This window comes from Amycolatopsis sp. CA-161197 (assembly GCF_050942255.1).
GTDB lineage: Bacteria > Actinomycetota > Actinomycetes > Mycobacteriales > Pseudonocardiaceae > Amycolatopsis.
Genome location: NZ_CP192059.1, coordinates 6,205,996 through 6,220,468 on the forward strand (window position 1 = coordinate 6,205,996; position 14,473 = coordinate 6,220,468).

Annotated in this window: 6 protein-coding genes and 1 pseudogene; 1 reads left to right on the plus strand and 6 read right to left on the minus strand. The window is 71.1% G+C overall.

Translation table 11 applies throughout. The features are described 5' to 3' along the window. Positions 1 to 463 precede the first annotated feature (463 nt). Positions 464 to 4,468: a S8 family serine peptidase gene (locus ACQPXB_RS29050; protein ID WP_432845148.1), complete on the minus strand. Its 4,005-nt coding sequence runs from the start codon at positions 4,466 to 4,468 to the stop codon at positions 464 to 466. A gap of 262 nt (positions 4,469 to 4,730) precedes the next feature. Between ACQPXB_RS29050 and ACQPXB_RS29055 the strand changes: the two genes are divergently transcribed. After that, a complete protein-coding gene (locus tag ACQPXB_RS29055; RefSeq protein ID WP_432845149.1) occupies positions 4,731 to 5,741 on the plus strand; it encodes a helix-turn-helix domain-containing protein in 1,011 nt (336 codons plus the stop codon). Between the two features lie 180 nt (positions 5,742 to 5,921). Here ACQPXB_RS29055 and ACQPXB_RS29060 read toward each other — a convergent pair. From ACQPXB_RS29060 to ACQPXB_RS29080, 5 genes and pseudogenes are all read right to left on the minus strand, one after another. After that, positions 5,922 to 6,746 (minus strand): annotated as a pseudogene (locus ACQPXB_RS29060) (glycoside hydrolase family 16 protein); the annotation flags it as partial. Positions 6,747 to 6,874: 128 nt separating this feature from the next. Then, positions 6,875 to 9,103, minus strand: coding sequence for a 1,4-alpha-glucan branching protein GlgB (gene glgB, locus ACQPXB_RS29065; protein ID WP_432845150.1), 2,229 nt, complete (start codon positions 9,101 to 9,103; stop codon positions 6,875 to 6,877). A 4-nt stretch (positions 9,104 to 9,107) separates the two neighbouring features. Next, on the minus strand, positions 9,108 to 10,496 hold the full coding sequence (locus tag ACQPXB_RS29070; RefSeq protein WP_432845151.1) for a maltokinase N-terminal cap-like domain-containing protein: 1,389 nt from the start codon (positions 10,494 to 10,496) through the stop codon (positions 9,108 to 9,110). Positions 10,497 to 10,501: 5 nt separating this feature from the next. Continuing rightward, positions 10,502 to 12,310 carry a maltose alpha-D-glucosyltransferase gene (treS, locus tag ACQPXB_RS29075; protein WP_366583572.1) on the minus strand — a complete coding sequence of 603 codons (1,809 nt, stop codon included), beginning with the start codon at positions 12,308 to 12,310 and terminating at the stop codon, positions 10,502 to 10,504. A 97-nt stretch (positions 12,311 to 12,407) separates the two neighbouring features. Further along, positions 12,408 to 14,387 carry a maltotransferase domain-containing protein gene (locus ACQPXB_RS29080; RefSeq protein WP_432845152.1) on the minus strand — a complete coding sequence of 660 codons (1,980 nt, stop codon included), beginning with the start codon at positions 14,385 to 14,387 and terminating at the stop codon, positions 12,408 to 12,410. Between the last annotated feature and the right edge of the window lie 86 nt (positions 14,388 to 14,473).

Here is a 14,473-nt window from a genome sequence, read left to right on the forward strand (position 1 = left end):
CCAGCCACATGGGACCGCCGCAAGCCGCCGAACCGCGACCACGCGCGCCGCCCAGGGGCGACCTGCCGCCCCGGAGGTCGCGGGTCCTGCCCACTCGCGGCGGATCCCGCGAGCCGAACTGCCTGCGTCGGCGTCACAGTCTCTTGCCCAACCGCACCGAACCAGGCCGAGCCGCCAAGCGCGAACCACCTTCCGCCTGCACCGACCGCGGCCAACTGCCGATCTCGAAGCCTCGCTTCAGGTCAGCCACGCCGGAACGCGGCAATTCGCCGGTGCGAGGGAGTACGCTTCTTGGCCGCGCCACCGGCATGGAGCGCACTCAGCAAGCCGCCGACCCGACGCTGCACGTCCCGCCAGACCGCACCGCGACCACGCGCCGCGCCAAAGCCGGCCCACACCTGCCCACCAAGACCACAGCGGGGCCGGTCCACCCTGGACCAGCCCCGCCGCGATCACCGAAACCTCAGTACCGGAACTGCTGCAACTGCCTCCCGTCATAGGAAGGCACCCAGCCCGTGCGGGTGGCCGGGTCGAGTTGGACCGAGCGTTCGGTGAGGGAGTTGTACTCGCCGCCGAAGGGGCTCGACACGAAGTTCAGGCCGGAAACCACCGACAGCTGCTTGCCGGTCGCCAGGTCGATCACCGCGAGCTGGCTCGTGGCGTTGTTGTCGGTGATCACGCCGCCCACCTTGCCGAACTGCGAGATCACCGGGGGCGTGCGGAAGGCGACCAGGCCGAGGTGGTGCACGCCGTCCACGGCGAGGAAGGCCGCCTGCTGCTGGCGCACCGTGTACGACTCCCCCGCGGTCAGCGTGTCGCCCGCGATGGAGCCCAGCGAGGTGGTGCCGACGATGTTGAGGCTCACCGAGCGGTACACGAGCTGGTACAGCTTGTTCGCGCCCTCGTCGTAGGCCATGGCGCCGGCGCAGACGCTGCCCGCGCCCGACAGGGTCGTCGTGCCGGAGTCGAGGTCGACGCTCGCCATGGAGGCCGCGCCGCCGCCGAAGCAGATCGGGCCGCCGCCGGTGCGCGCGAGGTAGACCAGACCGGTGGCCTGGTCGAGCTCGATCATCTTGAACGCGCCCGCCACCGCACCCGGCGGATCCGCAAGCAGCGGCGTGCCGAGGGTGCCGTCGGCCAGGGTCAGCGGCAGGACGAAGTCGGTGTTGTCCGCCGTCCGCTTGGCCAGGATCGCCGCGCGGTGCCGGGTCGCGTCCACGCGGCCGCCCTGCACCGAGTAGCCGTCCGCGGTCACGGAAGCCACCCGCTGCAACGACGTCGTGTCGTACGTCTCCAGCGTCCACCCGGCGTTCGTGAAGTGCAGCAACGCCAGCCGGTGCGTCGAAGCGTCCGCGCCGAGCACCTGGTAGCCGCCGTCGCCGGACGGGTCGGACGTGAGCACCCGCCCGTACGTGCCCTTCACGGCGTCGTACTCCTGCACCGCCTCACCACCGCCGGGCGTGCGCAGCGCCGCGTACGACAGACCTTGAGCCGCCGCCGCGAAGCTCGTCACCACGGCGGTTCCGGGCGCATAGCCGTCATCGACCGCGAGGAACGACGTCGGCGACGCCTGACCGAGCACTTTGCCCTGGCGGTCGGTGGCGAGCACGCGCACGTCGTAGGCCACCGAACCACCCAGCCCGAGCTTCACCGCGTCCAGCTTCGCGACGCCGTTGCGTGCCGGAAGCTGCTGGTACGCAACAGATCCCGCGCTCGGGCCACCCTGGTCGCGCCGGTCGCCGTTGGCGTTGGTCACGGTGTTGAGCGAGTTGTACAACGTCGGCGCCGGAGCCGACACCTCCACCGCGGCGCCGGTCGCACCCGGCACGCCGCGCACGTCGTAGCCGAGCGAGAACGCCGGCGCCGCCCGCGTGATCTCCACGAAGTGCCCGGAAATCCCGCCCGCGGTGAGGATCGGCGCGTCGGGCCGCTGCGCCGCGCCGCCGACGCGGATCGCGGTGAACTCGCCGTACGTCGGGTCGCCGGCGGTGCCGGTCACCGAACGCTGCACGATCCCGACGCCGTAGACGCCCGCCCCGCCGGCGAAAGCCGAAGCCGGCACGACCACGTCACCGGAAGTCGCGGTGACCGGCGCGACGAACGAAGTGCCGAACAGCGGCGCGTTGACCGGGTTCCAGTGCCCCAGCGTCGACACGACCACCTGCGGGTTCGAGAGGTTCCGCACGCCGGTGAGGTCGTAGTGCACCCGCACGTCCTTGCCCACGGCCACGGTTGCCGGCGCCACCGGGGCGAGTGCCTCGGCGTAGGTGCCGTCGGCCGGTCCGAAGGTGAGCGTCTGCGCGGCCGACGCGACCACGCGGTGTCCCGAGCGGACCTCGAAGGTGACGGGCACGGATCGGTCCTCTGTGGACACCACCGGAAGTCCCGCCGCGGCCAGGATTTCCTTCGGGCTCAGCCGCACGGCCGGAACGTCCGAAGTGAACTCGTGCCCGTGGATCTTCAGCGCGTACGTCGCGTGATCCGGCGCACCCACCACGTCGGCGCCGACGGTGACCGGGCCGACGAGGCCCTCCCCCGTGCCGCCGGTGTCGAGGTCGATGCGGCCGCCGTCGGCGTTTTCGGTGAAGGAACCGCCGAGCCCGCCCACGGTCACGCGGTGCGCCACGGAAACCCCCGCGATCGCCGGCTCCGCATGCCGATCACCGAGCACCGACTGCACCGCCGCCGTCACGTCGATCTGCGGACCGACCGTCACGGGCCGGTCCATCTGCGGCGGCGACGCGACCGGCCGCGCCGTGTGCTGCAGGACCGAGCGGACGTCGGCCGGGCTCAGTGAACGGCCGGCCAGCTTCGCCGCCTGCAGCACCACCGCCGCCGCGGCCGCGGTCATCGGCGCGGACGCCGACGTGCCGCCGTTGAGCACCGGCGTCACGTCCTGCGCGCCGCCGCTCTGCGTGTGCTCGACGACGAGGATGTTGTCGCTGGGCGCGGAAACGTCCACGCGCGTGCCGAAGCCGGAGGAGAAGTTCCCGCCCCCGTCGGTGCGGGTGGTGGCGAAGGTCGGGTTGTGCGCGGCCGCGCCGCCGGCCTGCTGCGGCACGGCGAGCGTGTCGTCGAGTGTGGTGCCGCCGACGGCGATCGCGCCACTGTCGAGCACCTTGGTCGGGGTGGTGGAGAACTGGTCGTCGGCGATGTCCGTGGTCGCGCGGGCGTCGCGCGTCACGTCGGTGGGCGTGCTGCCGCCGTCCGGGCCGACCGCGGCCGGGGTGTAGAGGCGCGTGCCGTCGTTGGACGAGATGGTGACGACGATGTGGTACTGGTTCACGATCGTCGAGATCACCGCCTGCGCCACCGGGTCGTCTTCGAGGTAGCGGCCCGGGAAGCCCGCGCTGTCGGTGCCGACGCCGAGGCTCGCGGTGATCACGTCCGGCCGCGGGGTCTGGCGCGCGGCGGCCAGCAGCGCCACGGAGATCTGGTCGAGCGTCGGCTCCTGCGGCACCACCAGCCGGTACTGCGCGCCGGGCGCGATGCCGAGCAGGTCGGTGAAGCCGTCACCCTGGGCGCCGGCGCGCTGCGCGTCGTGCGGCAGCGGGGCCATCACGCCGAAGTCGAGCAGCACCTCGCCGAGCGCGGGGTCCTCGTTCTCCACGGAGCCGAGCGGGTCGAGCCGGCCCGAGGAGTCGGCGGTGTAGGTGGGGATCAGCGGCATCGACGGCACATCGAGGTAGCGCTGGCCGCCCTGCACGACGGTGGTCGGGCCGTAGTTGCGCACGTAGGTGTCGCCCGCGTCGGCCATGCTCTGATCGGTGAGGTCGCCGAGCGAGACGTTGGTGATGATCTCGCCGCTGCCCGGGAGCTTCCCGTGCAGGAGGCTGTACGCACCGAGCGCGTTGGTGCCGCCGGCGTCGAGGTAGCTCTGCGCCGACGACGTCACGCCGTAGTTCGACGGCAGGCCGGCCGGCGGTTTCTGGTGCGCCTGCGGCAGTTTCGCCGCTTTCACCTTCGGCTGCGGCACCGGCACGGGGCCGGTCGACATCGCCGAGACACGGCGGTCGGGCTGCGCGCTCACCACGCCGGGCGTGGCGGCGAGCTTCTGCACGGCGGCATCGGTGTGCTTGCTGTCGGCGAGGTGCACCAGCACGGTCTTGGCCAGCGCGGGCACGTCGGTGACGTCGGGGAACACCGGTTCGACGGAGGTCGCGCCGACCGCGGCCAGCGCCGCGTTGACGCCGTTGTCCGACGTCTTGGCCGCACGGCGACCGGCCGCGAGCGGCGCGCCGGTCACGGCAGTGGAGGCGGCGAGCTGCACGAGCACGTCACTCGGCTGCTCGGGCGTGGCGCTGCGGGTGAAGGCGGCGCGCACGGCGTCGTCGGTCGGCGCCAGCGAGCCGAGCGGGGAAGTCCCCTGCGGCAGCGCGAGCACGGTCTTGCCGAGCGTCTTGCCGTGGGCGTCGGTGCGGGTCGCGGTGCCGTCGGGGTCGACGGTGATGCTGCCGCCATCGGGCATCGCGACGTGTCTCGAAGGTGGTGGCTGATCGGGCTCGGGTGCGGCGGTGGCCGGAGCGACTGCGAGACCGGCGAAGGTCGCGGCCGCGGTCACAGCGGTCAGGACACGGCGAAACGGGATCGTTCGGGCGCGGGGCACCTGGCTCCCTTTCGGGTCGGGGGGACGGGGAGTTCACAGGGGTCGGGGACGGGGATCACCGACCGGTCGGCCAGTGATCGGATCAATTTCCCAGCGGTGGCCGCGGTGGCGCAAGATAGCCACCATGACCAATAGTCGCCAAGTGGCGGGTTCCCGCCAGCAGCTGCGGGACCTCGACGCGCTCGGCGTCCCGGCCACGGACGCGCAGGTCTACACGGCGCTGCTCGGCCATCCGCGGACCCGAGCCGTGGACCTGGTGGAACAATCCGGACTTTCCGCCCAGCAGGTGACGCGGGCGCTCTCGCGGCTCACCGCGAGTGGCATGGCGAGCCGGGTGCCCGGGCGGCCCGCGCGCTACCTCGCCGCGGCCCCCGACATCGCACTGGGTGCGCTCGCGGCCGAACGCGCGGCCGAGCTGCGCAGCGCCCGCGCGGCGATCGAGGACCTGATGACCGTGCACCGGGAAGCCAGCCGGTTCACCCACCCCGCCGAGCTCGTCGAGGTCGTGACCGGCGCGGAGAACCTCGACGCCCGCGTGCGCCGGCTGCAGGACGAGGCCCGCACGCAGATCCGCGGGTTCGACCGGCCGCCCTACGTCAGCGCGCCCGGGGGCAACCTCGACCTGGAACACCGGCGGCTCAAGGCCGGCATCGTCTTCCGCGTGATCTACGACCGCGAGGCGATCGCCGTGCCCGGCCGGTTGCAGAACGACATCCTGCTGAGCGGCACCCACGGCGAACGCTCGCGCGTGCGCCCGCAGCTGCCGATCAAGATGGTGATGGCCGACGAGGAGGTGGCGGTGATCCCGATCAGCTCGTCACCGCACGTCGTCGACGCGGCCTACATCATCCACGCCTCGGCCCTGCTCGACGCACTCGTCACGCTGTTCGAAGCGGAGTGGGACCGCGCCGTGCCGATCGCCGAGGCGTTCACCGACCCGGCGCCGGACCGCGATCCCGAGAGCATGACACTGCTGACTCTGCTCGCCGCGGGCCAGACCGACGCCGGCATCGGCCGCGCCCTCGGCTGGAGTCCCCGCACCACTCAGCGGCGCGTGCAGCGGCTGATGACCGAGCTCAACGCGACGACCCGCTTCCAGGCCGGCATGAACGCGAAAGCCCGCGGCTGGCTGTAGATACACAATGGACGAATACCGGGGACCCGGTTCCGGAGCTTCGCCCGGCTCGCCGCAAGTCGAGCCGGGCGAAGCCGCGGAGATCCGCGCCCACCCGATCTCCGCCCGCCGCCGCGGCCCGAATTCGCGGAGGCGTCCGGTGGCGTGCACCACCGCGAAACAGTCCGAAGTGGACGATCAGCTCACGTGCACGTAGTCGACCACGAGCTGCTGCGGGAACTGCGTGCCACCGTCCGGGTCACCCGGCCAGTCGCCGCCCACGGCGAGGTTGAGGATGAGGAAGAACGGGTGGTCGTAGACCCACTTGTTGCCGTTGAGGTCGGCCGGCGTGCGCGTCTCGTAGGCGTTGCCGTCCACCGACCACACGATCTTGTTCGTGGACCAGTCCACCGCGTAGGTGTGGAAGTCGTCGGAGAAGTTCGGGCCGTTGTAGGCCGCGCCGATGCCGTTGGCGCCGGAGTAGCCCGGGCCGTGGATCGTGCCGTGCACGGTGTTCGACTCCTTGCCGATGTTCTCCATGACGTCGATCTCACCGTCGGTCGGCCAGTTGCCGCCACCGAGCATCCAGAACGCCGGCCACATGCCCTGCCCGCGCGGGAGCTTCATCCGGACCTCGACGTGGCCGGAGCTCGTGGAGAACTTGCCGGAGGTGTTGAGCCGCGCCGAGGTGTACTCGCACGGGCCGTACCAGCAGTTGTTGCCGGAGCTCTCCTTCTTGGCCGTGATCACCAGGTGCCCTTGACCGTCGAGCGCCGCGTTGGCCGCGCCGGAGGTGTACCACTCGCGCTCGTGGTTGTTCACGTTGTCGCCGGTCTCGTAGTTCCACTTCGAGCCGTCGGCCGGGCTGCCCGCGGGCCCGTCGAAGTCGTCGGTGAACGTGGCGGCCGGGCCCGCCGGAGCCGCGATGCCGGCCGGTGTCGCCGTGAGCGTCACGGCTCCTGCCACCGCCAGCGCAGCCGGAATCGCCAGCAGCCGCCACCGGGCAGACGTCTTCGGAGACTTCATCGTCGTCATCCCTCGTCACTCGAGGGGCGGCCTGGCGGCGCCACCCCGGGTTTGTTGTGGATGGCAACAAAGCTAACCCGACCGGTTGTTCACCGGCAAGGATTAACGTGAGGAATTTTCCGACAACCTCACTCGGCGGTAACCGGGGCCTCCTCCAGCAACCACAGGACACCGCTCGGCGGCAGCTGCAGCACCGCCGAGGCCGCCAAGCCGTGCCACGGCTTGTCGACCGCCTCGACCGCGCCCAGGTTGCCGACCCCGGACCCGCCGTAGACCTCGGCGTCGGTGTTCAGCAGCTCGGTCCAGCGCCCGGCGGCGGGCAGGCCCACGCGGTAGTCGTGGTGCGGCACGCCCGCGAAGTTCGCGATGCACGCCAGCCGCGAGCCGTCGGAGCCGATGCGCAGGAAGCTGAGCACGTTGCCGGCCGAGTCGTTGGCGTCGATCCACTGGAAACCCTCCGGCCGCACGTCGCCGCTGAAGAGCGCGGCCGTGGACCGGTAGATGTCGTTGAGGCGGCGCAGCAGGTCCTGCACGCCGCGGTGCAGCGGCTGCTCCAGCAGGTGCCAGTCGAGCGAGCGCGACTCCGACCACTCCTGCGGCTGCCCGAACTCGCCGCCCATGAACAGCAGCTGCTTGCCCGGGTGGGCCCACATGAACGCCAGCAGTGACCGCAGTCCCGCCGCCTTGTTCCAGTCGTCGCCCGGCATGCGCTGCCACAGCGAACCCTTGCCGTGCACCACTTCGTCGTGCGAGAGCGGCAGCACGAAGTTCTCGCTCCACGCGTAGACGAGCGAGAACGTCATCTCGTTGTGGTGGTAGGCGCGGTGGATCGGCTCGTGGCCGAGGTAGCGCAGCGTGTCGTGCATCCAGCCCATGTTCCACTTGAAGCCGAAGCCGAGCCCGCCGAGGTGCGTCGGCCGCGTGACGCCGGGCCACGCGGTGGACTCCTCGGCCACCATCACCACACCCGGGTGTCGCCTGTAGACAGTCGCGTTCAGCTCCTGCAGGAACCGCACGGCGTCGAGGTTTTCGCGGCCGCCGTACTCGTTGGGCAGCCACTCGCCGTCCTTGCGCGAGTAGTCGAGGTAGAGCATCGACGCGACGGCGTCCACGCGCAGGCCGTCGAGGTGGAACTCCTCGAGCCAGTACAGCGCGTTGGCGACGAGGAAGTTGCGGACCTCGTTGCGGCCGAAGTTGAACACGAGCGTGCCCCAGTCGGGCTGCTCGCCGCGGCGCGGGTCCTCGTGCTCGTAGAGCGGGCTGCCGTCGAAGCGCGCGAGCGCCCAGATGTCGCGCGGGAAGTGCGCGGGCACCCAGTCCACGAGCACGCCGATCCCCCGCTGGTGCAGGTGGTCCACGAGGTAGCGGAAGTCGTCGGGCGAGCCGAAGCGGGAGGTCGGCGCGTAGTACGAGGTGACCTGGTAGCCCCAGGAACCGCCGAAGGGGTGCTCGGCCACCGGCAGGAACTCGACGTGGGTGAAGCCGGTGTCGGTCACGTAATCGGCCAGCTGGTCGGCCAGCTCGCGGTAGTCCAGCCCCGGCCGCCACGAGCCGAGGTGGACCTCGTAGACGCTCATCGGAGCGTCGGCCCAGTTCGTCGCCTCGCGCCGGGCGGTCCACTCGTCGTCGGCCCACGTGTAGGCCGACTTCGTGACCTTCGACGCGGTCGCGGGCGGCACCTCGGTGGCGAACGCCATCGGGTCGGCCTTCTCGTGCCAGTGCCCGTCGGCGCCGAGGATCCGGAACTTGTAGCAGGAGCCGACCGGCACGTCGGGCACGAACAGCTCCCACACGCCCGACGAGCCGAGCGAGCGCATCGCGTGCCCGCGGCCCTCCCAGCCGTTGAAGTCGCCGATCACCCGCACGCCGCGCGCGGTCGGCGCCCACACGGCGAACGACACGCCTTCGACCGCGCCGTGGGGCGTGTCGTAGTCGCGCACGTGAGCGCCGAGGACGTCCCACAGCCGTTCGTGGCGGCCTTCGCCGATGAGGTGCAGGTCGAGCTCGCCGACGGTCGGCAGCCAGCGGTACGGGTCGTCGGTGACCACGGTGTGCCCGTCGTAGTCGACCTCGAGCCGGTAGTCGCCGGGGTGCTCGGGCAGCGGGGCCGCGAACAACGCGTCGGCCACGCGCTCCAGCGGGAACCGCCGCGCCCCCGCCAGCACGGAGACGGACTTCGCGCCGGGAAGCAACGCGCGCGCCACGATGGTGCCGGGGCTCGTGCTGCCGATGCCCACCGTCCCCTGGGCGTGCACGCCGAGCACCGAGTGCGGGTCGTGGTGCGAGCCGGCCAGCAGCCGGTCGATGTCCTGCGGGGACGGAGCCGCCGCGGGCAGATCCCGGGAAACCGCGTTCACGTCTTCACTCACCTCCGTGGGCGATGCGGGCGATTGCCGCCATGGGCACGGCCAGCCAGTCGGGCCGGTTCGCGTGCTCATAGGCCACTTCGTACACCGCTTTGTCGAGTTCGAACGCACGAAGCAGCTCTCCGTGCTCGCGCGGGTCGCCGATCGGGCCGGCGGCCCCGGCGTACCCGTCGCAGAAGGCCGTGCGGTTGCGGCGCGTCCATTCGAGCGCGCGTTCGGTCAGCGCCGGGTCGTCCGGCTGGCCCACCAGCAGCTGCCGGGCCGCGTAGTCGAACGAGCGCAGCATGCCCGCGACGTCGCGCAGCGGCGACCGCAGGGCGTGCCGCTCCTCCAGCGGCGCGGCCGGTTCGCCCTCGAAGTCGAGCAGCAGCCAGCCGCCGACCGTGCGCAGCACCTGGCCCAGGTGCAGGTCGCCGTGGATGTACTGCATCGAGATCCCCGGCCGGCCCGGCGGCAGGTCTCGCAGCGCGTCGAACACCTTGTGCAGCGCGGGCGCGTGCTCCGCCAGCTGCGGGACGTCGCTCGCGACCCGGTCGAGCCGCTCGGTCATGCCCGCCACCGTGCGCTCGAGTTCGGACTCGTCCACCGGGTGCGCGCCCAGCGCCGCGGCGAGGTCGGTGTGCACGTGCGCCACCGCCGCGCCCAGGCGTTCGGCCTCGCCGGCGAAGTCGCCGCCGACCTCGTCGGGCCGCAGCTCCGGCTCGGCCATCAGGTCGCGCACGCTCGTGGTGGCCATGGCCCAGCCGTCGACGGCGTCGGGCAGGAACACCTGCAGCATCGCGATCGTCGCCGGCTCCCCGGCGAGCTCGCCGGTGATCGAGCCGACGACCTCGGCGATGTGCTCGCAACCGGCCTTCTGCAGCGCGCGGTGCAGCAGCAGGTCCTTGTTCGTCCCCGGGCTGAGCTTGCGGAACAGCTTGAGGATGTACTGCCCGCCGTACACCAGCGACGTGTTGCTCTGCTCGGAGGTGATGGGCCGCGCGCGCAGCCCGCCCGTGAGCTGCGCACCGGGCTCGTGCTCGAACACGAGCGGTCCGACGCGGTCGCCGGCCACCACGTGGTCCAGCAGCACCGCGGTCAGGTCCGCGTCACCGCTCGCCTCGTAGAAGTTGAGGCCGCCGTCGGCGCCGATCCACGCCGACGACGAGATCTCCGGCGGGTGCGAACGTCGCCCGACCAGCAGCTGGTACGGCTCGGACCGCTCGCCCTGCACCACCTCGACGACCACGTGCAGCAGCTGCGGGTCGCCTTCGACCAGCACCGTGGACGCGAGCGGGCGGACGGCCGTGATCGGCCGGTCCTTGCCCGCGAACCACCGCTGCGCCGGAAGCCAGGCCGGCAGCTCCGCGACGAGCTGCTCGACCAGGTGCCCGTGGTCGCTCAAGGCACTCACCTCATTTCGCCTTCGGCTTCCCGCTCGAGGAGCTGGAACCAGTAGAACCCGTGTCCGGGCAACGTGAGCAGGTACGGAAGTTCACCGACCTCCGGGAACCGCACCCCGCCGGTGAGTTCCACCGGCACCGAGCCGCGGTGGCCGGCCAGGTCGAGCTCCACCGGCTGCGGGAAGCGCGACAGGTTGTTCACGCACAGCACCACGTCCTCGCGCCCGTCCGGGCGGCGCCACTGGCGCTTGTACGCCAGCACGCTCGGGTTGGACCCGCCGAGGTCCACGAAGTCGCCCTCGGCGAACGCGTGGTGCTGCTTGCGCACCTCGATCATCCGCCGCGTCCAGTTCAGCAGCGACGACACGTTGTTCGACTGGGCCTCGACGTTGAGGGCCTCGTACCCGTAGACCGGGTCCATGATCACCGGCAGGTAGATGCGGCCGGGGTCGCAGGAGGAGAAGCCGGCGTTGCGGTCCGGCGTCCACTGCATGGGGGTGCGGACCGCGTCGCGGTCGCCGAGCCAGATGTTGTCTCCCATGCCGATCTCGTCACCGTAGTACAGAACGGGCGAGCCCGGCAGCGAGAGCAGCATCGCGGTGAAGAGCTCCTGCTGGTTGCGGTCGTTGTCCAGCAGCGGCGCCAGGCGCCGGCGGATGCCGATGTTGGCCTTCATCCGCGGGTCCTTGGCGTACTCGGAGTACATGTAGTCGCGCTCTTCGTCCGTGACCATCTCGAGCGTGAGCTCGTCGTGGTTGCGCAGGAAGATGCCCCACTGCGTGCCGCTCGGGATCTGCGGCGTCTGCAGCAGGATCTCCGAGATCGGGAACCGCGACTCGCGCCGCACCGCCATGAAGATGCGCGGCATCAGCGGGAAGTGGAACGCCATGTGGCACTCGTCGCCGCCGACGTCCGGGTCGCCGAAGTACTCGACCACGTCCGAGGGCCACTGGTTCGCCTCGGCCAGCAGGATCCGGCCGGGGAACTCGTCGTCGACGACCTTGCGGCAGCGCTTGAGGAACTCGTGCGTGCGCGGCAGGTTCTCGCAGTTGGTGCCCTCCTGCTCGAACAGGTACGGCACGGCGTCGAGCCGGAACCCGTCGATGCCGAGGTCGAGCCAGAACCGCAGCACGTCGATCATCGCTTCCTGCACGGCCGGGTTCTCGTAGTTGAGGTCCGGCTGGTGGCTGAAGAAGCGGTGCCAGTAGAACTGGCCGCGCACCGGGTCATAGGTCCAGTTCGACGTCTCGGTGTCGACGAAGATGATGCGGGCGTCGGCGTAGCGCGAGTCGTCTTCGCTCCACACGTAGTAGTCGCCGTACGGGCCGTCCGGGTCCGAACGCGACTGCTGGAACCACGGGTGCGCGTCGGAGGTGTGGTTGAGCACCAGGTCGGTGATCACGCGGATCCCGCGCCGGTGCGCCTCGCCGAGCAGGTACACGAAGTCCTCGACGGTGCCGAACTCCGGGAGCACCGAGCGGAAGTCGCTGATGTCGTAACCGCCGTCGCGCAGCGGCGACGCGTAGAACGGCGGCAGCCACAGGCAGTCGACGCCGAGCCACTCCAGGTAGTCCAGCCGGCTCGCGAGCCCGCGCAGGTCGCCCGTGCCGTCACCGTTCGAGTCGGTGAAGGCACGCACGAGCACCTCGTAGAACACGGCGCCCTTGAACCAGTGCGGATCGCGCGGCGCCTCTTCGGCGTGCGCGAACTCGTCCGCCTGCGGTTCCACGAGCAGGCCCTCGGCGGTCATCGCCTCACCCGTGTGCGGAACACCGTCCAGGCCCAGAGCTGCGTCGGGCCGGCTCTCGTCGTCCATCAAACTCCACCTCGTCCCGCGTCCGGCGGTACGTTCGATCGTCCCTGCCGCGTGCCGTGCGTGCAGGGTGGCTGGAAAATTCGTTCAGGGGACCCGGTTACCCGGCGAGCCGGCGGCGGACCGCGACGACGTGCGCGACGGCACGCCACGGTTCGAGCCGGACGAAGTTGGCCTGGCCCCAGTCCCAGGTCTCCCCGGTGACCTCGTCGTGGGCGATGAGCCGCTCGTGCCAGTCGAAGCCGAGCGACTCCAGGTCGAGCCACAGGGTGCCTTCCTGCGCACCGTGCGGATCGAGGTTCACCACCGTGACGACGGTGTCGCCGGTCGCCGGGTCCTGTTTGGAGTAGGCGAGCAGCGCGCCGTTGTCGACGTGGTGGAACCGCAGGGTCCGCATGCCCTGCAACGCCGGGTGGTTCTTGCGGATCGTGTTGAGCTTCGTGAGCCACGGTTCCAGCGAACGGCCTTCGGCCAGCGCCCGCTCGAAGTCGCGCGGACGCAGCTGGTACTTCTCCGAGTCGAGGTACTCCTCGCTGCCCTCGCGCACCGGCTGGTGCTCGTAGAGCTCGTACCCGGAGTAGACGCCCCACGTCGGCGACAGCGTGGCGGCCAGCGCCGCCCGCAGCGCGAACATCCCCGGGCCGCCGTGCTGCAGCGACTCGTGGAGGATGTCCGGGGTGTTCACGAACAGGTTGGGGCGGCCCTCGTTCCAGTGCTCGACCAGGTCGGTCCCGAACTCGGTCAGCTCGTCCTTGCTCGTGCGCCAGGTGAAGTAGGTGTAGCTCTGGGTGAAACCGAGCTTCGCCAGGCCCCACAGCCGCGCCGGGCGCGTGAACGCCTCGGCCAGGAACAGCACGTCGGGGTGCGCGTCCTTGACCGACTGGATCAGCCATGCCCAGAAGTCCGGCGGCTTGGTGTGCGGGTTGTCCACCCGGAAGATGCGCACCCCGTGCGACACCCAGTGGAGCACGACGCGGAGCACCTCGTCGTAGATGCCGCGCGGGTCGTTGTCGAAGTTGACCGGGTAGATGTCCTGGTACTTCTTCGGCGGGTTCTCGGCGTACGCGATCGTGCCGTCCGGGCGGGTGGTGAAGAACTCCGGGTGCTTGAGCACCCACGGGTGGTCGGGCGCGGCCTGCAGCGCGAGGTCGAGCGCCACCTCCATGCCGAGTTCCTCCGCACGGGCGACGAACGCGTCGAAGTCGTCGAACGTGCCGAGGTCCGGGTGGATCGCGTCGTGCCCGCCCTCGTCGGCGCCGATGGCCCACGGCGAGCCGACGTCGTCGGGAGTGGCCACGAGGGTGTTGTTCGGACCCTTGCGGTTCACTCGCCCGATCGGGTGGATCGGCGGCAGGTAGACCACATCGAAGCCCATGTTCGCCACCCGGTCGAGTGAACGCGCGGCGGTGGCGAACGTGCCGTGGACCGCGTTGCCGTGCTCGTCGACCCCGCCCGTGGACCGCGGGAAGAACTCGTACCAGGAACCGAAGGCCGCGCGTTTGCGGTCGACCCACAGCTTCAGCGGTTTGCCCTTGGTGATCAGTTCCCGCACGGGGAATTCGTGCATCAAGTGGCGCACTTCGGGCGAAAGCGCGGCGCCCACGCGCTCGCCGAGATCGCGGCCGGCGTCGTGCAGGTCCGCCGCCGCGCCCGCGAGCAGCGCGCGCTCGCCGCGGCGCTCGGGCCGGCGGGACACGCGCTCGAGCAGCCGCGCGCCGTTCTCCAGGTCGTTCGCGAGGTCCTCGGGTCCTTGTCCCGCAGCGATCTTGACCTCGACGGCGTGTTCCCACGTCGCCCACGGATCGCTCCACGCGTCCACGCGGTAGGTCCACAGGCCTTCGGTGTCGGGCACGATCACGGCGGCGAACAGATCCAGGCCCTTGCCGCGTTCGGCCATCCGCGTCTGACGCGACACCCGGTCGCCCGGACCGCGCCACGCGACGGTGGCCGCCACGGCGTCGTGGCCCTCGCGCCACACCGTGGCGGAGACCGGAAAGTGTTCTCCCACAACGGCTTTCGCCGGGTACCGACCGCAGCTGACGGTCGGGTTGACGTCGTCGATACCGAGCCGGCCGGTCATGGCAACGCCCCTCTTGGCTGTGCTGATTTCCGTGCGAACGCGAGCACGGTCAGTGTGCCTGATTCCCTCAAAGCCCTTGACAGCGG